Origin of the sequence: Lactobacillus agrestimuris (assembly GCF_943193025.1) — a bacterium.
In the GTDB taxonomy this organism is placed as follows: domain Bacteria; phylum Bacillota; class Bacilli; order Lactobacillales; family Lactobacillaceae; genus Lactobacillus; species Lactobacillus agrestimuris.
Map to the genome: position 1 here is coordinate 26237 of NZ_CALPCQ010000005.1, position 21801 is coordinate 48037.

At 34.4% G+C, this 21801-nt stretch carries 25 protein-coding genes and 1 riboswitch; of the genes, 15 read left to right on the forward strand and 10 right to left on the reverse strand.

Going from position 1 to position 21801, the window contains the following annotated elements; translation table 11 throughout:
- Positions 1 to 79 precede the first annotated feature (79 nt).
- The 3 genes from NFR82_RS02285 (at position 80) to NFR82_RS02295 (ending at position 1892) form a co-directional block, all read left to right on the forward strand.
- Positions 80 to 226: an SPJ_0845 family protein gene (locus tag NFR82_RS02285; protein ID WP_251716531.1), complete on the forward strand. Its 147-nt coding sequence runs from the start codon at positions 80 to 82 to the stop codon at positions 224 to 226.
- Between the two features lie 101 nt (positions 227 to 327).
- Entirely contained in the window at positions 328 to 969 is a 642-nt protein-coding gene (locus tag NFR82_RS02290) for a YfbR-like 5'-deoxynucleotidase (protein WP_251716532.1), read from the forward strand.
- Between the two features lie 2 nt (positions 970 to 971).
- Positions 972 to 1892, forward strand: coding sequence for an HNH endonuclease (locus NFR82_RS02295; protein ID WP_251716533.1), 921 nt, complete (start codon positions 972 to 974; stop codon positions 1890 to 1892).
- Positions 1893 to 1927: 35 nt separating this feature from the next.
- Here NFR82_RS02295 and NFR82_RS02300 read toward each other — a convergent pair whose 3' ends face one another.
- From NFR82_RS02300 to NFR82_RS02315, 4 genes are all read right to left on the reverse strand, one after another.
- Positions 1928 to 2887 (reverse strand): DUF805 domain-containing protein, encoded by a 960-nt coding sequence (locus NFR82_RS02300; RefSeq protein WP_251716534.1) that lies wholly within the window; start codon positions 2885 to 2887, stop codon positions 1928 to 1930.
- A gap of 81 nt (positions 2888 to 2968) precedes the next feature.
- A complete protein-coding gene (locus NFR82_RS02305) occupies positions 2969 to 3724 on the reverse strand; it encodes an amino acid ABC transporter ATP-binding protein (protein ID WP_251716535.1) in 756 nt (251 codons plus the stop codon).
- On the reverse strand, positions 3724 to 5328 hold the full coding sequence (locus NFR82_RS02310; RefSeq protein WP_251716536.1) for an ABC transporter substrate-binding protein/permease: 1605 nt from the start codon (positions 5326 to 5328) through the stop codon (positions 3724 to 3726). Before NFR82_RS02310 ends, NFR82_RS02305 begins: the two co-directional genes overlap by 1 nt.
- A gap of 106 nt (positions 5329 to 5434) precedes the next feature.
- A riboswitch (Lysine riboswitch) is annotated at positions 5435 to 5608 on the reverse strand.
- Between the two features lie 47 nt (positions 5609 to 5655).
- Positions 5656 to 6288, reverse strand: coding sequence for a DNA-3-methyladenine glycosylase (locus tag NFR82_RS02315; RefSeq protein WP_251716537.1), 633 nt, complete (start codon positions 6286 to 6288; stop codon positions 5656 to 5658).
- 59 nt (positions 6289 to 6347) lie between these two features.
- Here NFR82_RS02315 and NFR82_RS02320 point away from each other — a divergent pair, with 59 nt between their 5' ends.
- Complete coding sequence (locus NFR82_RS02320) at positions 6348 to 6707, forward strand: DUF488 domain-containing protein (protein ID WP_251716538.1); 360 nt, start codon at positions 6348 to 6350, stop codon at positions 6705 to 6707.
- On the opposite strand, the gene NFR82_RS02325 is transcribed toward NFR82_RS02320, so the two are convergent.
- The 3 genes from NFR82_RS02325 to NFR82_RS02335 all read right to left on the reverse strand — a co-directional run bounded on the left by NFR82_RS02325 (position 6704) and on the right by NFR82_RS02335 (position 8758).
- On the reverse strand, positions 6704 to 7483 hold the full coding sequence (locus NFR82_RS02325) for a TerC family protein (RefSeq protein ID WP_251716539.1): 780 nt from the start codon (positions 7481 to 7483) through the stop codon (positions 6704 to 6706). The two genes, NFR82_RS02320 and NFR82_RS02325, sit on opposite strands and share 4 nt — an antisense overlap.
- On the reverse strand, positions 7470 to 7988 hold the full coding sequence (locus tag NFR82_RS02330; protein WP_251716540.1) for a methylated-DNA--[protein]-cysteine S-methyltransferase: 519 nt from the start codon (positions 7986 to 7988) through the stop codon (positions 7470 to 7472). The genes NFR82_RS02325 and NFR82_RS02330 overlap by 14 nt, the downstream gene beginning before the upstream one ends.
- Before the next feature lie 65 nt (positions 7989 to 8053).
- Positions 8054 to 8758, reverse strand: a complete 705-nt coding sequence (locus NFR82_RS02335; protein WP_251716541.1) for an NAD-dependent protein deacylase — start codon at positions 8756 to 8758, stop codon at positions 8054 to 8056.
- A gap of 94 nt (positions 8759 to 8852) precedes the next feature.
- Between NFR82_RS02335 and NFR82_RS02340 the strand changes: the two genes are divergently transcribed.
- From NFR82_RS02340 to NFR82_RS02350, 3 genes are all read left to right on the forward strand, one after another.
- Positions 8853 to 9344 carry a hypothetical protein gene (locus NFR82_RS02340; protein WP_251716542.1) on the forward strand — a complete coding sequence of 164 codons (492 nt, stop codon included), beginning with the start codon at positions 8853 to 8855 and terminating at the stop codon, positions 9342 to 9344.
- 359 nt (positions 9345 to 9703) lie between these two features.
- A complete protein-coding gene (locus tag NFR82_RS02345) occupies positions 9704 to 10189 on the forward strand; it encodes a hypothetical protein (RefSeq protein ID WP_251716543.1) in 486 nt (161 codons plus the stop codon).
- Positions 10190 to 10501 (forward strand): hypothetical protein, encoded by a 312-nt coding sequence (locus NFR82_RS02350; RefSeq protein WP_251716544.1) that lies wholly within the window; start codon positions 10190 to 10192, stop codon positions 10499 to 10501. It begins immediately after the preceding gene.
- Positions 10502 to 10624: 123 nt separating this feature from the next.
- Here NFR82_RS02350 and cls read toward each other — a convergent pair whose 3' ends face one another.
- Positions 10625 to 12082, reverse strand: a complete 1458-nt coding sequence (cls, locus tag NFR82_RS02355) for a cardiolipin synthase (protein WP_251716545.1) — start codon at positions 12080 to 12082, stop codon at positions 10625 to 10627.
- Positions 12083 to 12097: 15 nt separating this feature from the next.
- Positions 12098 to 13027: an alpha/beta hydrolase gene (locus NFR82_RS02360; protein ID WP_251716546.1), complete on the reverse strand. Its 930-nt coding sequence runs from the start codon at positions 13025 to 13027 to the stop codon at positions 12098 to 12100.
- A gap of 74 nt (positions 13028 to 13101) precedes the next feature.
- Between NFR82_RS02360 and NFR82_RS02365 the strand changes: the two genes are divergently transcribed.
- Positions 13102 to 13881, forward strand: coding sequence for a ribonuclease H family protein (locus NFR82_RS02365; protein ID WP_251716547.1), 780 nt, complete (start codon positions 13102 to 13104; stop codon positions 13879 to 13881).
- A 39-nt stretch (positions 13882 to 13920) separates the two neighbouring features.
- Here the strand turns inward: NFR82_RS02365 and NFR82_RS02370 are convergent, their stop codons facing one another.
- Entirely contained in the window at positions 13921 to 14883 is a 963-nt protein-coding gene (locus tag NFR82_RS02370; protein ID WP_251716548.1) for a DUF1002 domain-containing protein, read from the reverse strand.
- 163 nt (positions 14884 to 15046) lie between these two features.
- Between NFR82_RS02370 and NFR82_RS02375 the strand changes: the two genes are divergently transcribed.
- The 7 genes from NFR82_RS02375 (at position 15047) to NFR82_RS02405 (ending at position 21774) form a co-directional block, all read left to right on the forward strand.
- Positions 15047 to 15907 carry a glycosyltransferase family A protein gene (locus NFR82_RS02375; RefSeq protein WP_251716549.1) on the forward strand — a complete coding sequence of 287 codons (861 nt, stop codon included), beginning with the start codon at positions 15047 to 15049 and terminating at the stop codon, positions 15905 to 15907.
- Positions 15891 to 16547: an alpha/beta fold hydrolase gene (locus tag NFR82_RS02380; RefSeq protein ID WP_251716550.1), complete on the forward strand. Its 657-nt coding sequence runs from the start codon at positions 15891 to 15893 to the stop codon at positions 16545 to 16547. The genes NFR82_RS02375 and NFR82_RS02380 overlap by 17 nt, the downstream gene beginning before the upstream one ends.
- 226 nt (positions 16548 to 16773) lie before the next feature.
- On the forward strand, positions 16774 to 17760 hold the full coding sequence (locus NFR82_RS02385; RefSeq protein WP_251716551.1) for a ribose-phosphate diphosphokinase: 987 nt from the start codon (positions 16774 to 16776) through the stop codon (positions 17758 to 17760).
- Between the two features lie 152 nt (positions 17761 to 17912).
- Positions 17913 to 18596: a TetR/AcrR family transcriptional regulator gene (locus tag NFR82_RS02390; protein WP_251716552.1), complete on the forward strand. Its 684-nt coding sequence runs from the start codon at positions 17913 to 17915 to the stop codon at positions 18594 to 18596.
- Between the two features lie 15 nt (positions 18597 to 18611).
- Positions 18612 to 19445, forward strand: a complete 834-nt coding sequence (locus NFR82_RS02395; RefSeq protein ID WP_251716553.1) for a hypothetical protein — start codon at positions 18612 to 18614, stop codon at positions 19443 to 19445.
- A 102-nt stretch (positions 19446 to 19547) separates the two neighbouring features.
- Positions 19548 to 21041 carry an ABC transporter substrate-binding protein/permease gene (locus NFR82_RS02400; RefSeq protein WP_251716554.1) on the forward strand — a complete coding sequence of 498 codons (1494 nt, stop codon included), beginning with the start codon at positions 19548 to 19550 and terminating at the stop codon, positions 21039 to 21041.
- Entirely contained in the window at positions 21034 to 21774 is a 741-nt protein-coding gene (locus NFR82_RS02405; protein ID WP_277612419.1) for an amino acid ABC transporter ATP-binding protein, read from the forward strand. Before NFR82_RS02400 ends, NFR82_RS02405 begins: the two co-directional genes overlap by 8 nt.
- Positions 21775 to 21801 lie beyond the last annotated feature (27 nt).

The window sequence follows — 21801 nt, forward strand, 5'->3', positions numbered from 1 at the left end:
TTAACTATATGACGAATAAAGTTTGGCGTAAGAGCCTTTTTAGCTTATAATTTAGAAAAAAGCGAGAGGAAGATGAGCAATGGGATTATCCTTTAACAATCCAAATAATTTAAATAAGATGCTTGATAAGTTTGCAACAGTTCCAGATCCAAAGAAGACTCCTAAGAAGCCTAAGTCAAATGATATTGAGTTAGAATCGAAGGATAAAAAAGACAAAAAGAAGTAGCATCTTAAAGAAACTGCCAATTGGCAGTTTTTTCTTTTTGCAATAGTTCTAGAATTTTGGTAACATAGTAAAAATTTTTAAACTTAAGAGGAGGATTAATAATGGGATTAAATGCTTATATTCAAGGTTTTAATAGTTTAGAGTCAATCGATCGTGCACCTGGGTACTTTAAGTATCACCATCACTCAGTTGCTGACCACTGCTTCAGAACTGCTGAACTCGCTCAAATGATGGGAGACATTGAAGAAGTTAAGGGTGGAAATGAAGTTAACTGGAAGGCTCTTTATGAAAAGAGCTTGAATCACGATTATACCGAGCGTTTCATTGGCGATATTAAGACTCCAGTTAAGTATGCTACACCACAACTTCGTAAGATGATTGGTGATGTTGAAGAAACAATGACCAATAAGTTTATTAAAGATGAGATCCCAGAAGAATTCCAAGAGATTTATAGTAAGCGTCTTTCTGAAGCTAAGGATGATACTTTGGAAGGAAAGATTCTTTCAATTTGTGATAAGCTCGATTTACTCTATGAAGCATATGGTGAAATTGAATTAGGAAATCCTAACCCAGTTTATATGCAAATGTTTAAAGAAAGTCTCGAAACGATTAAAAAGTTTGATGATATGGTTTGTGTGCAATACTTTATCAAACATATTTTGCCTGACTTATTTAAGGGCGACTTTGCTGGAAAAGATAAGATGCAAAGAATCGCTTTTAGTATTTTATTAATGGGAGAATAATAGTGAAATTTCAGTGTAGTTCTTGTGCTCTGCGAATGGATTCATTTCATTTCAAGCAAGAAGGACTAATCAATCCTAAACTCACAAGTATTTGCGATATTTGCCTTCAGCGTGGACTTAATGCAGAAGATTATGCCAACAATGTCGTTGAAGTTTTTGCAAAAACACTTCTTTATACTTTTGTTGGAAAAACTGATGTAGAAGGTGAAGAATGTAATTTTATAGTAAATAATCAAAAATTACGCAAACGTTATGAATCATTCCTACAAGATTATGATGGTAATGAACTAGCTACAGCACAAATTCCACGGCATGATTTTAATCAAGCGATCATTCGAAGTGAAGATGGTGAAATTGATTTTGTCCCTGATCAGAGTCGAGAATTCAAATATAATTTGGAACAAATGGGGATGCAGGTTAACTTTGATTTAAATGAAGTTGACTATATCGATCGTGAAAGAATCAGAGCAAAGTATCATTATCGCTGTCAATATTGCGGCAGACGCGGAACTAGTGTTGATCACAAAGATCCTGTTTCCATTTCGCATAATAATGACTTAGATAACTTAATTTTATCTTGTGCAGAATGTAATCGAATTAAGTCTAATATGCCATTTGACCTATTTGAAAAATTGAATAATCAAATTTCAGCTATTAATAAAAAATTGGTTAAATACGAAAACTCATTAGGTACACTTAGAGAAGAGTTTGAAAAAAGACGTCGTGAAATTGCTGCAAAAATGCATTTGAAAGGCGTTGTAAATGATCCAGAGTTAAATACCCTTAGAAGCCAAAATAAAAAGTTACAAGATGGAATAGATAGCTTGCAGAGCGATTATGATGCTTTAAGAAAGATGCGCGAAACACACTTTTCTAATGGTTGGAAAATAGCTTGTGAAAATCGCAAAACAGATATTGTGTAAAGAAAAATGGACCTCATATGAGGTCCATTTTTTTATTAAATTCGATCATTTTCATCAAATAAATACTTGTTCCACTTAACTGGCTTTTCAACGGTTGGATGGAATAATAAAAAGTCAATTAAAAGATCCCCAACATATGGTACAAATCCAATACAGAACCACCAACCATTAAGACCTGCATCATGAAGTCTACGGACAGTATGCCCAATTTGGGCGATAATTGCCCAGACTACAAAAATTGCAATAACAATTGCCATGAAAGTGAGGAAGATAATATATTCTTTAGGTATTCTTTCAGCTTTAGATGTAACTGGAACGAAAGATACCATAATCACCATAAAAAAGAGGATAAAAATACCTAGACTATAAATTAAGCGGCTGACAAAGGTTCCTACCCAAAATGAGGTTCTAGTTGAACGTGCATTCCACTTAAAGCAGTCAAAGAAGTGTTCCTTCATAATTTGAATAACGCTTGGAACAGGGATGTCAGACTTGTCCATTTCGGATTTGTAAGTCTGAGTGTAATAATCATTGCTACTTTTTCCATTTTCATTTAAGTAAAGGTAATTACCCCATTTTACTGGTCTTTGTAAAGATGGTTGAAGTGTTAGGTAAAGAATAAAATAACTACCTACAGGAATTAAGCTTACCCAATACCAGTATCCGCTGTAGTTAACATCGTGAAGACGTCTGACAGTTTGACCAAGCTCAGCCAAAAACAACCAAACATAAATTACTGCAGCGATTATGCTGTCAATCCATTTGAGTCCCGGGTTAATGTTATTTGAAAATGCATAAATTACTAAACCGATGGCAAGTAAAGTGATAATAGTATTAATTAAAGCGCTAATCCAAAATGACTTACGGGTAGTTCTTGCATTCCAAGTAAAGGGATGAAGGTAGGCTTCGTTCAAAATTTCACTGAAACTTTCTTCAGGCGGTTTTGCTTGATTTTCATCATATGGTTTGAAAAAATAATAATCTCGACTTTCCATAAAGTCCTCCTAAGTAAAATATTTTTTATTATTGTATCAAAAAAGTGAAAGTAGGTAACTTCCACTTTTTGAATTATTAACTTAAAAATCCATCTTTCTGAAGTTATGCAAGAACCTTTGAGTAACTTCATGTTTTGGATGATCAAAGATTTGATCAGGATGGCCTTGTTCAGTAATGACACCACCACTGATAAATAAGACATTATCTGAAATTTGCTTAGCAAAGCCCATTTCGTGAGTAACAATAACCATAGTTAAACCAGTAGTAGCAAGTTTTTGCATTACATCAAGTACTTCACCAACCATTTCTGGATCAAGGGCACTAGTTGGTTCGTCGAAGAGAAGAACTTCTGGATCCATACTAATCGCACGAGCAATTGCAACACGTTGTTGTTGACCACCAGATAATTGACTAGGTTTGGCGTTGATGAATGGATCCATACCAACCTTTTTCAAGTTTTCCATAGCAATTTTTCTGGCTTCTTCTTTAGAACGCTTAAGCACTAGTTGTTGGCCGATCATGCAGTTTTGCAAAACATTTTTGTTTTCGAATAGGTCAAATTGCTGGAACACCATGCCAACTTTAGCACGGAAGGCGTTACGATCGTAACCTGGAGTTAAAATATTTTCACCATGGAAATCAATTTCACCACCAGTTGGTTCCTCTAATAGATTAATGCAGCGCAAAGTAGTTGATTTACCACCACCAGATGGACCGATGATTGTTACGATTTCACCCTTATTAATATCAACAGTGATATCTTTTAAAACTTGGTGATCACCGTAAGCTTTTTGCATATGCTTTAAGCTGATAATTGTTTCATTTGTTTCCGTCATTAGTTATTAGCCTCCGTATCTTTGGGAGTACCAACTTGAATTTGGTTGGCCATTAAATTGTAATTCTTATTACCATCGAGTTTTCTTTCGATAAGGTTGAAGATTCGAGTAATTGTAAAGGTTAAAATCAAGTAGATTACAGAAATTGAAAGGTAAGTTGGGAAGAACTCAAATGTTTGACTCGCAATAGTTGTACCAACAAAGAATAATTCTGATACTGAAATAATACTTAATACTGAAGTATCCTTGATGTTAACAATAAATTCGTTAGTGATTGATGGCAAAGAGTTTCTTACAGCTTGAGGTAAGATAATATGCCACATTCTTTGGTTGTGACTCATACCAAGAGCACTAGCTGCTTCAAATTGACCTTCTGGGGTAGAAATAATACCACCACGGATAACTTCTGAAAGGTAAGCACCGGTGTTAATTGAAACAATGATTAAAGCTGCAAGAGTACGATTGATGTTAAGATGCCAGAATTGAGCAATACCATAGTAAATAACTGCAGCTTGAACCATCATAGGAGTACCACGGAAAATTTCAACATAAACAGAAAGGAGCCACTTAAGTACGTTAAGTCCCCAGCGTCTGCCGTAAGTAGTAGGAGTTGGAATAGTACGAACAATACCAACTAAAAGTCCAATGAAGAAACCAACAATAGTACCAACTAAAGCAAGAAGAAGTGTCATGCCAACACCGCTCAAGATCATACCGCCGTATTGTTTCCAAGTAGAAACGAGCCAGTTTTCTTTCTTCTTACTTTGAGCATCTTGTTGTTCACGAATAGCTTGTGACATTAATTCGTCACGCTTCTTATCAGAAATAGTATCAAGAGCAGCGTTAACTTCGTTTAAAAGTTTAGTGTTGCCCTTCTTAACACCAATACTGGTAATTGATTCATCGTGGTCAACCTTGAAGCCAGCCATCTTGTTTAAGTTAACAGCTACAATATTAGGGTTAACATTGTGGTAACTTTGGAATTCAATATCTTCGGCTACATAACCATCGATAGTACCTGATGAAAGACTTTGACGCATTGATGAGAAATCACGCATCGCAGGTTCACGCTTAGCACCCTTTAATTGTTTAATTAAGTTGTAGTGGAAAGTACCTTGTTGAGCAGTAAGTTTAGCACCCTTGAAATCATTCAAGCTCTTAGCCTTAGCATATTTACTATCTTTTTGAGTGATAACAACAAAAGTGCCTTTTCTATAAGGCTTAGTGAAGTTGATAGCCTTACGTCTTTCGGCTGTTGGACTCATACCAGCAATAATTAAGTCAATCTTACCTGAAGTTAAAGCTGGAAGAAGACCATCCCATTCAATCTTTTCAACGACCACTCGCTTGTGCAATTTCTTTGCAATTAATTTTGCAATTTGCACATCGTAACCATTGGCATATGTCTTGGAGCCATCAATTGGAACAGCACCATTTTCGTTATTTGTTTGAGTCCAATTGTATGGCGGATAGTTAGCTTCCATACCGACCTTAAGGACGCCTTCACTAGCTGCTTGCGCTGTGTGACTAGTAGAATTCAGTCCAATAAATAAACCTAAGATCAGAGCTAAGGAAGCAATGATCGCATGAATTTTTGACTTCAATGAAAAAACCTCCAAATTTTTCACATTAAGCCAATACAATAAAAGCGTAAATAAAAAACCTCACTTGAAAACGCAAGTGAGGTGTTAAATCATCAGTAGTTAAACCAAATCTTATAGCGCTCCCTGGGGACTACCAGGACAGTCTACAGAATATGCTTCTGCAGCCCAACAAGATTAATGCACGAAAATAATCTCATTTCGGCGAAAACCCTCAAGTCAATCTTCATCGCATTCGTGTGCTCGAATTAACTTAGTGATTTCCGCAACCTCTATTGCATTGGGATATTTATTAATTTAGAAAAATATTAAAGCATTTATAAAATCTTGTCAAGCCCAGCCATGATTTTTATCATAGTCTCTTTTCTTCATATCAGACACATATGGATTGCCTTGAGGGAAAAAGCGAAGAGGAGCCTGGGCCCATTTTGATTCGGATTGATTAATTCCAACTCTAGGAGCTGCAATTATTTCCCGGGCAATTTTCTTATGTTGATCATTTAAATCAATAGCAAATGGTGTATCATTCATATCATGTAGATCCCATTTTCTGCTTGTAATACCGAAGGCTTGCATTAATTTTCCAGGACCGTTAGTTAATAAAACTCCGGTTTTTCCATGTCGATTAGTTTCCATTTGTTTGATTCCTGATACTGGCTCAATTGCTCTAATCAGCACTCCTTGGGGCTCTCCGGCTTCTTGACAGGCAACGTCGAAGAAGAAATATTGTCTTTGCGAATAAATGTAAAGGCATCCTCCAGGACAATATAAGCCCTCATTTGCTGGACTTCGTCTGCCGCCATAAGAATGAGCTGCCCGATCTTTAATACCCATATATGCCTCTGCTTCAACGATATAACCGCCCAGCTTTTCACCATTATTTTCAAAAGTAAGCATTCGGCCAATCAGATCTTTAGCAATTTTATCAGTACTCTGAGAAGTAAAATAAGATAAATAGTTCATAATATAATATATATGCCTTTCTGGATTACAATTAATTAATAGTAAAGGAAGTAAATAAGATGTCAGAAATTAAATTAGTTAGAATTTATGATCATGAACAACCAGCTGGATATAGAATCTTGGTTGATCGGATGTGGCCACGTGGAATGAGTAAAATTAAGGCTGCTTTAGATGAATGGGATAAAGAAATCGCCCCAAGCAATGAGCTTCGAAAATGGTTCAACCATGAAGATGAAAAGTTCCCAGAGTTTAAGAAAAAATATGAGCAAGAACTCAATCAAAATGATTTTACACCTGTTTTTGTTAAAACCGTCAAAGAAAAATTACAGAAGGGCAACATTCTATTTTTATATGGTGCAAAAAATAAAGAGCACAACCAAGCGGTCGTGCTCAAAGAATATCTTGAAAATAAATTTTAATCTCTTTGACGTTTAATACGCCAGTAGTGGAAGAGAATAGTTAAACCTAAAATCCCAAAAACAATAATTGCAAATAAGGTATTAGGCATTTCATAATGAAGTGGTGGGAGAGCCAAAAGTAACTTTACAGCAATGATTCCAATTAAAACATAGGCCATTGGTTCAAGTTCAGGAATAATATTCATTAGCCTAATAATGATTTCTGCAACTCCTCTCATACAGAGGATACCGATCATTCCACCAATCAGAACAACAACAGGATTATCTGAAACGGCCAAAGCAGCTAAAACTGAGTCAATTGAAAAGACGATATCCATTGATTCAATTGAAACAACTGTCCGCCAGAAGGGAGAAAGGATGTGCTTTCTCTCTTTTTTATTTTTCTGGTGTGAAGCTTTTTTAGCTTCTTTTTCTTTTTCGTGTTCTGCAGCCTTCTTGGGATGACGAACATCGTAGAAGAATTTAAAACATAAATAAAAAAGATAGATACTGCCAGCTAACTTAATTTCCCAAAAGTTGATTAAGTAAGTACCTATCCCGATAATGATGAATCTAAAAAGATATGCGCCCCAAAGTCCATAAAGTAATGACTTTTCTTGATCTTTTTTATCTGGCAAAGCTTGAGTTTGTGCAGCTAGTACTACAGCATTATCAACTGATAAGAGACATTCCATGATAATTAAAGTTAAGATAATCATCCAATCTTTGCCACTAGTTAAGACTGTCTGCCAATTTTGTAAATCAAAAAAGGGAGCATACATTTTAAGAATTGCCATGTAAATAGCTCTTTTCTAAATTAATTAATCTAAGTTTTTCTTTTGCACCTAAACGATAACTACCAATTTTACCATCAGATAGGATCACTCGGTGGCATGGGATAAAAATCAAAACCGGATTAAGGGCAATTGCGTGTGCAACTGCACGTACGGATCTGGCGTTATCCAATGAGCTAGCTATATCCCCGTAACTTACTGTGGTTCCATAAGGAATTTTAAGCAAAGTTTCTAAAACACTGCGCTGGAAAGGCGTGCCAAATTCCGCAATATCAAGCGGCACGTCAAAGGTTCTTCTTGTTCCAGCAAAATATTCTTTAAGTTGTTGAATATATGGGGCAAGTCGCTTAGGATCTTGAATAAGCATTTTGTTAGGATAATAACTAAAAACGGGAACATTCTTTTCTTCAGATTTTACCCCTACGTAAGCTAGTCCATTATTGGTTGCAGCTAGCATATAAGTCCAGGGAGCGATTTCTACGTAATCGAAATAAAGTATATTGTCCATAGTTAGTTATCACTCCCCTTAAAAAACGCTATTAAAATAATAACAAGCCTGTGTTTTAAATTCAATTATAAATTTTCAAAGATGTTAAGCGCGTCATCAATAATTTGGTTGACACCTGGTGCTGGAATTTCCGTTTTATTGATAGCCCAAACCTTTGCATTAGGTTCTTTGTAGGCTAGCAATTGTGCAAATGGATACACTACAAAACTAGTTCCAGAAATAATAACTAAATCAGCATTTTCCATTACTTTCATTGATTTAGTTAGGACTTCTGGATTTATTTGTTCACCGTATAAAACGATACCCGGACGAATAATACCGCCACATTCTTTATGAATATAATTAGAACTATATTGTTCATATGAAACAGGCTTATGACATTTAGTGCAGTAAATGTTATATAAGTTGCCGTGAAATTCGACTACATTTTTGTTTCCTGCTTTACTATCTAGTGTATCAATATTTTGAGTAATTAGTACACCTTTTTTATTACATATTTCTGCAATTTTTTTATGAATTTGGTTTGGCTTAGCATTAGGAAAATACATATTTTCCATGACGAAGTTATAGAATAGCTCTGGTCGATTGAATAGGGTTGCTTCACTTAGAATTGTTTCAGGACTTTCACTGATACCATTGTAAATTCCGTGCTTTGAACGATAGTCAGGAATACCTGAATGAGTTGAGACGCCAGCACCGGTTAAAAAGACCACTTTTTTAGCATTATTAATATCTTTTTTTAAATTATCTATTTTAGTATTTTCATTCATATTTTTCGGCTTTCATTAATATTACTACATTAATTATAGTTCACTTCTTTGCTATAATGTTAAAAGATACTAATCATTTAGGGTAGGTGAAAAAATGCAAAATTCTTTTTACATTGTAATTAATCTAATGCTAGTGTTGTATGCATGCTATAGTTGGTTTTGGCAAGCAAAACTAGAACTACGTAGTAAATATCGCCTTTCCGTATTGCTCTGGACCTTGTTGATTATTTGGCTTGGCGTTGCTTGGAATTTCTTTGAAATTAAGGCTCCAGGGTTGAATGTGTTTTTAGCTTTGATTTTGGTAATTAGTATTATTGATGGATACACTGGATTTGCTCCACGGAGAATGGTAGTTTCGAGTTACTTTAAGCGAACTGTTCGATATTCAGAAATTGATAATATCTTGATAATTAACGTAATTACACCGACTAAATCATCAGTTATCTGTATCGTGAATACAATTAATGAAGGACAATATTATTTCCGTTTTAACGGAAGAAGTGCTGAGGAAGTTGTTGAGGTTCTAAAGCAACATATTGACCATACAATAAAAATTAGAGTTCAAAAGATTAAAAAAATGCCTTGAAACTCCCCCCTTAAAACTGGGCGATAGTTTTAAATATACTTTTTAAAGCAAGATTATATCATGTGCTATTAATACTTGTAGACAAAAATAATGAAATGTTGACGTGTAGGTGAGGTTGCTTCTCGGTTAAGCGTTATGTGTGGCTCTGCGTTTATGTAGAGCTTTTTTATTTTGCTAATGCAAAATTATTCAGAAAAAATAATAGATATATTAAATATAAGAGCGTAGTTAAATTTTATTTTAACAGTATTATTATATTTTTCATTGACATTTAATATATCTTACAAATATAATAACTACTAACCAAAAATTATTTTTAACATTGGTATTTTAATTTATATAATACGAGGGAGAGAAAAATGAAATTAAAAAAGTCTTTAATTGGCTTGTTGATAACGTTGGTTTTGGGTGCACCTGTTGCTAATGTAACCTCAAATAGTGTACAAGCTGCTGATAGTTCTGATTTAAATCAAAATATTGATGGAGAGACTCAGATTTTTGTAATTCCAACAGGGGGTAGCTCCGTACTAAATAAACAAGCTTTATCTGAATCTAAAGTTGGTACAACTAAAGTTGTAAAGACAGCAATAAAACTGGTATTAAAAAATAGAAATAAGTTGGTTAATGCTGTTGGAAAAGTAGCGGGCAGAGGTGCAGCTGTTAAAGTGGGTAATGCACTTAACAAAGTTATGCCTGTATTTAGAAAACTTTCAAGATGGGAAAGCCTATCATATGGAGCAGTACAAGATCAAGTGGCAAGTGCATTGATAAAATCAGGAATGAAATCAAGTACAGCTAGGACACTTGCATTTTGGATTAGACAAGCATTAGAATGGGGACTTTAAATGTACGATGAAAAAGAATTAGAGTATACATTGTATCTGATTAAGACCGTTTTGCGAGATTGTATTGATAAACTTGACATATCTTCAAATAGAGAAGCTTTTTTACTATATTATGGAATTTCTGCAAAACAATCTGAAAAAATTGAAAAACTATTTTGGGATATTGTAAATCAAGAAAATAATATTAGTTTTTCTGAATTTAGTCAGATGCTAAATCAACGATTAGAAAGCAACTTTTCTTCACAAGTCATCAAAAAATTATTGGATGCTTATAAAGAATATGAACCTGTAGCTATTTCTAAAATTAAGTAAAGTAGTTGGGTAATGTTAAAAAGGACTCTGCAAAATTGTAGAGTCCTTTTCTTAAACTTGATAAAATTATACACTAATCGATCTAACTTTATCTTAGACAAATGTCTAAGGCATTTTTGTTTGCTACAGAATTGGTGATAACATTCTTGAAACTCGTTGTCTGAGGCGTAAAAGGTAACCTTGCCTTTTGATCATTTCCTTAGTAAGTAAAATAGAATTTTCCATATCTTTTTCAAAGGTTTCGGCCATAATCTTGTTAAATTTTTTATCGTAGAAAATTGCCATGTCTTCAAAATTGAGATCATATGAACGATAATCTTGATTCATTGAACCGACGGAAGAATATAAGTCATCAACAACTATGGTTTTTGCATGAAGAAACCCATTTTGATAGTTATAAATTTTTACTCCATAGCGGGTTAATTCATTAGCGTACCATTGAGTTGCTCGATAAATAAAGGGATGATCCGGCTTGGATGGGATCATAATTCGCACATCTACTCCAGATGAGGCAATTGTCTGTAAAGTTGCAAAAACCGCATCATCTGGGATGAGATATGGGGTTTGTATCCAGAGCCTTTTTCTCGCAAGAAGCATTAATCTCATTATACCGTTACGTAAATATGGTTCATATCGATCAGGACCATCAGAAATGATTTGAGTTGAAATGGAATCTTCGCTAATTTTATTTTCATCAAGATCTGGAAAGAATAAATCATCGTAGATAATACTGTCACTTTCTTTAGTAACAGATGCATTCCAATCCATCACAAATCTCTCTTGCAAAAATAGGGAGGCGGAACCAACGATTCTAACTTGGCTATCGCGCCAGTAACCGAATTTTTTCTTCTTACCTAGATATTGATCTCCAACATTAAAACCGCCAGTCCAGGAGATTTTTCCATCAATAACTACGATCTTGCGGTGAAGGTGATAGTTGATACGATATCTGGTGATCATATTACGCGAAGTAACGAAGGGAAGAACCTTACCTCCAACGTCTCTTAATTGATTAAACCAGCTTTTATTTGCGCCCATTGAGCCCCATGCATCATATAAGACATGGACTTTAATTCCTTCTTTGGCTTTTTTGATTAATAAATCAAGTAATTTATTACCGATATCATCATTATAAAATGTATAGAATTCTACATTAATCGTTTCTTTGGCTTGTTCAATATCATGAAACATTGCTTCAAAGAATTTTTCTCCATCGGTATATAGATCGACTAAATTATTTTTAGTCAATGGGACATTACCATCTTTATTAAAAAAGTGAACCACAATATCACCTTTAGTTGAAGTATCGGATGAACTAATTTTTTTCGGAGCTTGCCCGACTTCTTCCTGCCATTTTTCTAAACCAAGGTGGCGCTGTTTATTAATCGAAAAGATATTTTCCTCTGAAATTCCACGTCCAAAAAAGGCGTAGATGATTAGGCCTAAAATGGGCAAAACAATCAAAATAATTAACCATGCCCAGGCAGTTGAAACTGATCGCCTTCTGTGGAAGACAATGTAGAAGGCTAGAATTGTATTGACAATTATAATTACTCTGAAAAGGTCATTAAGCGTGATCAAAAAATATCCTCCTAGCTAATTTTTAATGCCTGTAAATTTATTAATAATATCAATTACAAGGGGGTTGTCATGCATCCAACTATGTTCAGCGTTTTCACCACGAATTTCTACCTCCCTAAAGCTATGTGATTGTGGTGCTAGAATATAGCGAATACTTTTGGCAGAGACGACAGAAATAAATTTGTCGGTATTAGTATCATCTAAAACATTACCGTAAATATTTAAAACCGAAATATTTGGATTGAATCTTCTTTTATTCAGTAATAAGTACAGATAGTGCGGATTCATTAATGATGGGCGTCCTTTTTCGGTGATGATATTAACATTAGGAATGTCGCCTAAGTAGGTGACGCCATTGAAAGGCCCAGCAATAAATGCGCATTTGTCTAAGTGAGGAAATTTTTTCTGTTTGGCATAGCGCATTTCGGTTCTAACAACACAAGGACAAGAAAGAGAATGAGAGATGGCAGTATATGTTTTAAAGTGATACTTTTTTGATAAAAAAGGTAATAGCATTCGCATATAGTAATCAATGCCGTAAATTCCAATAATTCGTTGGCGAAAGACCACTTGGACGATTGGATTTTTATCACCGGTCCAAGTTCCTTCAAGCTTGAAATTGCCTAATAAATCTAAGGTGACTTTTAAAAATTTATCGGTTTTTTTATCTTTTAAGGCTTGATCGATCATAACTTTAGTAGTGTAGTCCCCACCGCGGAAGCCGTGAAAATAGATTACTGGAATTTGCTCAAAATCACCAGTTTTTTCTTCAATAATTGCTTGATCATCAATATGCCTTTTGTGCAAACGTAAGAATAATCTTGTTGGCGGAAATGATGCTAAAAGGCCTAATGAAATCATATTAAAAAGGCTAGGCTCTTGCTTAAGATTCTTTTTTCGATTTTTTTCAGCTTCTTCTGCATATTTTTTTGTATTGAAGAACATAACTTACCACCTTAAAATTAATTTATAGTAATATTTTAACATTATCTGTGTTTATAAATCCTAGAGGTAAACAAATGAAATTTTATGCAATAAAAAAAGGCCGTACACCAGGAATTTATCGAACTTGGGATGAGGCTAAGAAACAAGTTGACGGCTTCTCCGGGGCAGAATATAAGTCATTTGAACAAATTACAGATGCGACTGATTATTTAGATTGGGATAAAGAATCTGATCCAGAAGTTTTTAAAAAATCAGAAGATAATTTGCAAAGTGCGATTGATAAAATTAAAGCTCATAAAGATAAAGTTCCGGTTAATAAGCCAAAGAGTAAATCTGTTAAGTCCAATAACAATGTTAGTGATGAGAACTTAAATGACTACTTTGCTGTGACTTATACAGATGGTGGAACAAGAAATACCGGTGTTTATAAAGGTGGACACGTTCAAAAGACTGATAAAGCTGCTTGGGCCTATAAGATCGAATGGAAAGATCAAGAAGTTCATGGAGCAGGCGGTGAATACGGTGCAACTAATAATAAAATGGAGCAAACAGGTTTGATTAATGCTTTGAAGAAGCTGATTGAACTTGGCTTTAATGAAAAGAAATTATTATTTGTACTTGATTCACAATATGTTTTAAATGCAATTAATAAAGGCTGGCTTGAAGGTTGGAAGAAGCGTGGATGGAGACGTTCTGGCGGTGAATTATCAAATGTTGCAGAATGGAAAGAAATTGATAAACTCTTAACTAATTTTCCGGATGCAACGTTTAAGTGGACCAAGGGTCATGCCAAAAATGCAGGTAATGAATTTGTAGATCATTTATTAAATGAATATATGGATAAAGAAATGTAAAAAGATCGGGAAAGTTCCCGATCTTTTGGTTTATTTTAGCTATTTAATAATTACCACAGTTCCGAATAGATGACTGAAGAAGTTAACAATGTTATTCCAGAGCTGCTGAAGGAAGTTTTGATTTTCTGAAGTATTGTATTTATTGAAAATATTTTTTGCTCCATCTTGAATCTTCTTTGATAAAGCATCAGCTTGCTCTTTAAAGTTATTATTCTTCAAAGCACCAGAATCACGAATTTCAATTAAAATGTTAATGATTTGGTTCTTCTGATTATTGTTAATAGTGTTACCTAAATGATTAATTTTTATTTGATTGTTAACAATATCACGGATTTGACTGTCAGAAATGTTGTTACCGATCTTTGCCATATCCTTTTTAGCACCAGCTACAGCATTGTTTAATTGGGCGTCACTATAACCATCTTTATTTTTATTTTCCTGAGTAATGCCACTTAAAGTATTCATTTCATCTTGCGCAGCGTTTACTTGTTTCTGGTTTAAAGCATCACCGTTTTTAGCATAAGCTGCATAAACACCAGCCAAGGCACCGGAACCATCAATTGGAACAGCACTAGTTACATAGATATTTGCATCAGAGATACCAGCAGTTAAAGCGGCATTCTTATATTGATTGGCGGTGATTGTAGTAATATTGTCTTTGCCATTGTAATCTAAAATTTTAACGTTGATTCCTGAGCCAGAGCTAGTTTTTTGAATCATTGCACTGGACCAAACACCAGAAGAGGTAGTGAAGTTATCACCTGATGGATTTAAGTACTTCACTAAATCTTCACCAGTAACGGTAATTGTTTGGTAATTGCTGCCATTTAATGGGGCAGTTAAGGTTTTCAAAGTGCCTTCTTTTTGACTCTCAGTCAAAGAAGTTCCTAAAGTTACAACTGGTGTTTCACTATCAGCGTGAACTGTCATATTAGGGATGCTAAAAATTGTCGCGGCAATCCCTACAATAATACTTGTAAATAATGTCATTGCTTTTTTCATAGTTATTAATTCTCCTTATTTAGTAAAGTTATTATACTAGATCCGATAAAAAAGTCATAAAAGCTTAGATTAAATTTTAAGGATTTTGTAAAAGCTTAAAAATAGTCAAAATGTATCTAGATTCATGAAGATGGTATAATAGAACTCATATGGGGGAAAGTATATGTTGAATCAACCTGAATTAACTGTAATTATGCCAGTTTACAATATGGAAAAATATTTGGCTAGAGCTTTAGATCATTTATCTAAGCAGGCCGATTCTAATTTCAAATTACTGATTGTTAACGATGGTTCCAAGGACAAAACAAGAGAAATCGCTGAAAGTTATCGTGATAAGTTTCGTTATTTTAGAATTATTAACAAAGAAAATGGTGGCCTTTCAGATGCACGTAATGTTGGAATGGATAATGTAGATACACCTTATTTTACTTTCCATGATGGAGATGATTGGGTGGATCCAGATTATACTGCTTTTTTTGTGCGCGCTTTTCACAATCATCCTGACGTAGCAATGGTATGTTGTGGATTCTGGATAGATTACGAAGGAAAAGCTAACTCGATTCCAGCAACTAAGGTAAAAATGCAAGAGTCACTTACTAAGGTACAAACATATCGTCAAATCGTAAATCTTATGGGATCCTTATTTTTTAACAAAGCATTTGTTTCGCCGGTTAAAGGCTATACTTGGAATAAGGGCTATAAAACTTCAGTAGTTAGAAAATATAATCTTCATTTTGTGAAGAAACTAGCTTTTATGGAAGATCAAATCTTTAATGTCAAATATCTTTCACTAACAAATGGTTTCTATTGTGACAGTACTTCTTTGTACCACTATTGGCAAAGAGAAGATAGTATGGTTCATAATTTCAACTTGAAGATGGTGCCTGATAATTTTAAGGCCAACTATATTGTTTGGAAATTAATTGTTTCAAGTTTGCTTAATGAACGAAAGAAAAATACTGGACACAGCAATAGAAATTTAATCGGCGTTGATGAAGGGAACAACAATGAAAGAGAACGTTAATGGAGTAGATCTCTATTATCATAAATTAGGTAAGGGTGCACCGCTTTTACTCTTACATGGTCACCATTTAGATGGTGGGATGTTTGATAAGATTGTAGCACCATTGTCACTGTATTATACGGTTTATGTTCTTGATATGAGAGGTCACGGACTGAGTGCAGGGGATGGTGCTGAACATTATCAAACAGAAGTAGAAGATGTTCATACATTTATTGAGCAACTTGGAATTGAAGGATGTTACTGCTTTGGTTTTGATGCAGGTGGTCTAGTTGCTATGATGCTTGCAAGTCGCTACCCACATCTTTTCAAGAAAATGATTGTTGCTGGTGTTTTTGTTAATGGTGCTGGAATTAGACCGTATCATTATTTGACTGAAGGTTTTCACCGCTTTTTGAGACTTGATCGAGATAGTCGAGTTGAGCTTACTGAAAGCTTTATGTCAGAAGACAGTTTGAAAAAGATCGTTACGCCAACCTTATGTGTTGTTGGAGAAAAAGATTGGGTTAAAGTTGAACATGTTCGTTGGTATAGTCAATTAATGCAAAATGGTCGTTTGATTTTGATGCCAAGACAGACGCATGATAGTTACACTGTTAAAAGTTTGAAATTATTGGATTTGATTAAAGAATTTTGTAAATAATAAACTTTTAGATGAACCTACAATAAAGTGTAATTAGATATGTTTAATAACAGCTTAGATAAAATTAGTAAAAACCGTTTCGTAAAGAAGCGGTTTTTTGTATCTTTATTAAAGAATATTGATATAAATGATTTTTTAAGCAATTGACCTTCTTTTTTATAAACAAATTTAGGACTTTTTGTATATAATAGAAATGTGAATAATATTAATTTCAGAAGAGGTAGTTATGAACAAGGAAGAAATTCATGAATTATTGCATCCAATGAAAGTTATTGGCTTAGGCGGTAATCCAACATTAAATGAAAAAATCGCATCATTCTTAGGTCGACCATTAATTGAAACTGCAGTACATCACTTTAGTGATGGTGAAATTCAAGTAAATATTGGTGAATCTATCAGAGGTTGCGATGTTTTCGTAATTCAGTCAATTCAAGATCCAGTTAACGAAAACTTTATGGAACTTGAAATTGTCTTAGACGCACTTCACCGTGCTTCAGCTCACCGTGTTAACGTCGTGATTCCATATTTGGCATACTCACGTTCAGATACCAAGACTCGTTCACGTGAGCCAATTACTGCTAAGTTGATTGCCAACTTACTTCAATTAACTGGAATGGATCGTTTGATCGCTGTAGATTTACATGCTTCACAAATTCAAGGTTTCTACAATGTTCCTGTTGATCACTTACATGCAATGCCATTACTTGCACAATACTTCTTAGACAATGGTATTGCCGACAAGAGTGAAGATGATGTAGTAGTTGTTTCACCTGATCACTCTGGTGCAAAGCTTGCACGTAATTTTGGTCAATATTTTGACGCTCCAATTGCTATTGTAGATCAACGCGGAGCGCGTTACGATACTGAAGTTCATGATATGATCGGGGATGTTAAAGGCAAGAAATGTATCATTGTTGATGATTTAATTGATACAGGTTCACGTATTGCAGCTTCTACTAAGTCAGTTTTAGCAGCTGGTGCTAAAAAGGTTTATGTTGCTGCTACTCATGCTCTTTTATCAAAGAATGCTATTGAGGTACTTAATGAATTACCAGTAGAACAAATCGTAGTAACAGATACTATCAAGCATAATCATTATCCTGACAGAATGGTTAGAATTTCTGTTGATCAATTACTTGCACGTGGTATCGATTATGTTTACAACGATCGTTCAATTCACCAAATTTTTGATGAACAAAATCGATTAAAGTAGTTCAGCATAGATTTGGTCTGAATATACAAGGATCCTCAAATTTTGAGGATTTTTTTATCTGATAATTGAATTTTTTCCATTCATATAATGTGTTATCACTGATATAATAACTTTAAGTTATTTTATATTGTGAATTTTTTGGGAGAAAAAGAATGGCAAGACGTAAAAATATGGCGAGACGCCGAGTAATACTTGGTAATACTTTTCGTTTAATTAGAGAGAACGGAATGGATAATGTGTCTTTACAAATGATTGCGGAAAAATCAAATATTTCAAAATCTTTGCTTCAATCATATTACCCACATAAATCCAAATTAATTAATGATATTGTACTCAACTTATTTACTACGCTTGGATCACAAGTTGACAGCTATGATCAAATTATGCAATCATCTTCATATGCCCATATGAAGGCATTCATTTATACGATAGGTATTTTGGGCATAAATGATGAAGGTTTAGAGAGAATCATTTCTCAGGCCTTCACTAATAATGATACCCTCGATAGTTGGGGAGTTATGCTTTTTGAATGGATTAACAAGATTCATTTGTTTGATGATGTTAATATTCCTAAGAATGAGCTTGAAAGTGGTATTTCTTTCATCTCAATCGGTCTTGGTCGCCTATATCATGAGCGAAAGAAATATAATTTAACTGCAGAACAATTAGCAGATTATGCTACTAGTTCATTAATGTTTAGTTTCTGCCACTGTGACCCAGCAGAAATTAAACAGGCCTTAAAAGATGGGCACGATATTATTGAATCGGCTGATATGGAAAAAGTCCACGCGGCAATTGACTCCATGTTTGATGAGGACAAAGAAATTATCAGCTAATAAAGGGGAGAGTCTATGGTTAATGGCTCACGGGCCAATTTAAGACGAATGGATCAAGAGCAAAGTACTCGTTATAAGCGAATTCTTGCTTTTGTGATTTTTGTCATTGTTACTTTGATGATGATTACAGTGACTTTTTTGAATCCTTTTTTTATGAAAGGACAAATTCGCTCTAGCAATAATCGGGCTGTAATTGTGCGTCAAGTTAATGGACACTTTGATCGTTTAGCGGATTTAATTGGCGCTAAAAGTGAAGGAGATTCTAATTTACTGACTATTCAACAGACCGAGCCAATTGCTGATCATGTAATTGATTATACTTTAGGTATCCACGGGATTAAGGTAAGCAATTTAGAATTGGCTAAGCAAATTTTGGATGACATCAATAAAAATATTGATAAGGGTGCGTCGACTGATGCACAGGTTGTCCGGCAAAAATTAAATAAAGAAAAAGATAATGCTCCATATGCAGTCATTAAAGCCTTTGACTTAAATGTGGTTACTTTAGGAGCAAATATTTCAATTTTACTGTTAATAGTCAATATTTTAATTGTGATTATTTCAATTGTTTCACTCATATCTTTAATTCAAGATATGAAGACGAGGACAAGTGTAAAAGCAGTAATTCATGATACTACTGCAGCAGGGATGTGGAGTGGATTCTGGATGATTTTAATCTTTGGAATTTTGGCATTTATTCCTGTGGCCTTTAATTTAGAGAGCCTTTTATTAGGTGATGTTGGTTACTGGTTAGAGATTGGTAGTAGTATCTTCTTAGAATTTGTAATTGTCGGAGTCATCATGTACGTTGTATGTGCAATTCCATGGCAATTAACTACCCCGAATTAAGATAAAAATTGTAAGAATCTAGCGATGAAAGCTAGATTCTTTTTATATAATCAAGTATACTAGTTAAATAGTTTAATTATTTTTTAATGTATGGGTGGAAATATGAAGAAAACCAAGTTAATGGCAATGCTCATGACATTGCTAATGATATTTTCGATGCTTTTTTCATTTAGTACCAATATTCAAGCTGCGAGTTCAAATGATAAAAAGGTTGCAGAAGGTGCTGTTTTAAAGAAGATTAAGAAAACAAAAACTCTAGTTGTAGGAACCTCAGCGGATTATCCGCCATTGGAATTTACTACAAATGAAAATGGTGAGACTAAGTATGTTGGGGTCGATATTGAATTAGCAAAAGATATTGCTAAAGATTTGGATGCCAAGTTAGTGGTTAAGAATATGAGCTTTGACTCACTTCTTGTAGCCTTAGAAACTGGCAAGATTGATATGGTTATTTCAGCCATGACACCAAATCCAGAAAGAAAAAAGAGTGTTGATTTTTCAAAGATTTATTACCGTCCAAGTGGCGAATACTTTTTAATTAATAAGCGTGACCGCAATAAATATCGCAATATTAATGACTTTAAAGGCCAAACAGTTGGTGCGCAAACAGGTAGTATACAATATCAGTTGGTTGAATCTCAAATGAAAGATTCAAAGGTAAAAGGCCTTGGAAAGATCAACAACCTTGTTTTAGCATTACAATCAGGAAAAGTTGCTGGTGTGGTTGTAGAAGAATTAATTGCTAAAGCTTATGCACAAAATAACAGCAACTTACTAGCAGTGAGATCTAATTTGAAAGAATCTCAATCAGGTAATGCAGTTGCAATTGCTAAGGGTCAAGACGGCCTGGTTAGGGCAGTAAACAAGACTATTGATCGTGTTAAAAAAGAAGATTTAATTAATAAGAAATATTTACCAGAAGCTGCTAAGTATATGAAAACTGAAAAGCAGTCAAATACTATGCTGAAATATGCACCATATTTTGTTAAAGGTATTTGGTACACAATTGTTATTACGATCTTTTCAGTACTTATTGGGGTAGTTTTGGGTACAGTTTTAGCATTAATGCGTCTTTCTAAAATTACGCCAATTCGCTGGATTGCTATTGCCTATATTGAATTTATTCGTGGAACTCCACAAATGGTTCAAATTTTATTCGTATATTTCGGAGTTGGTTACTTAATTTCAAACTTATCAGCCATTGTCGCAGGTATAATTGCGATTGGACTTAATTCAGGTGCATATGTTGCTGAAGATATTCGATCTGGTATTAATTCAATTGCCAAAGGACAGACAGAAGCTGCACGTTCACTTGGTTTGAGTCAGGCTAAGACTTACCGCTTCGTCATTATTCCTCAAGCTTTGAAAAATATTTGGCCAGCTCTTGGAAATGAGTTTATTACTTTGTTAAAAGATAGTTCTTTGGTATCAGTAATTGGAGTGTCAGAATTGATGTATCAAACGCAATTGATCCAGACCTCAACTTATAAGGGAGTGTTACCATTATTTGTTGCGATGATCATTTACTTTATTTTGACCTTTACTTTATCAAGAATTTTGAATCACTTTGAGAAACGGATGAAACATAATGACTAAAGCAATGATTGAAATTAAACATCTTAAAAAGACTTTTGGCAGTAATGAAGTCTTAAAAGATATTTCGGCTAAAGTTGATAAAGGACAAGTAATCTGTATTATCGGTCCATCAGGTTCTGGTAAAAGTACTTTCTTACGTTGTTTAAATGTCCTTGAAAGACCAACTTCAGGTCAAATTATTTTTGATGGAACAGACTTAGCTCATTTAAAAGATGGTAAAGAACTAGACAAACTAAGAGAAAAGATGGGGATGGTATTCCAAAGCTTCAATCTTTTCCCTAATATGAATGTCATTGAAAATATTAAACTTGCTCCCATGCAGGTAAAGGGAATTAGTGAGCCTAAAGCTGAAAAGACCGCCTTAGAACTTCTTGAGAAGGTTGGATTAGCTGATCGAGCAAAACAATATCCAAGTAGCTTATCCGGTGGACAACAGCAACGTGTGGCTATTGCCAGGGCCTTAGCAATGGAACCTGAGGTAATGCTTTTTGATGAGCCAACTAGTGCACTTGATCCTGAAATGGTTGGAGAAGTTTTGAAGACTATGCAAGATTTGGCCGAGTCAGGAATGACAATGGTAGTAGTAACTCACGAAATGGGGTTTGCTAGAGAAGTGGCCGATGAAATTTGGTTTATGGCCGATGGCTATTTACAAGAAAAAGGTAAGCCAAATGAATTTTTCGCTAATCCAACTAGTGAAAGAGCAAAGGATTTCTTGTCAAAAGTATTGTAAAAAAGAATAAAATAAAAGGACAAATTT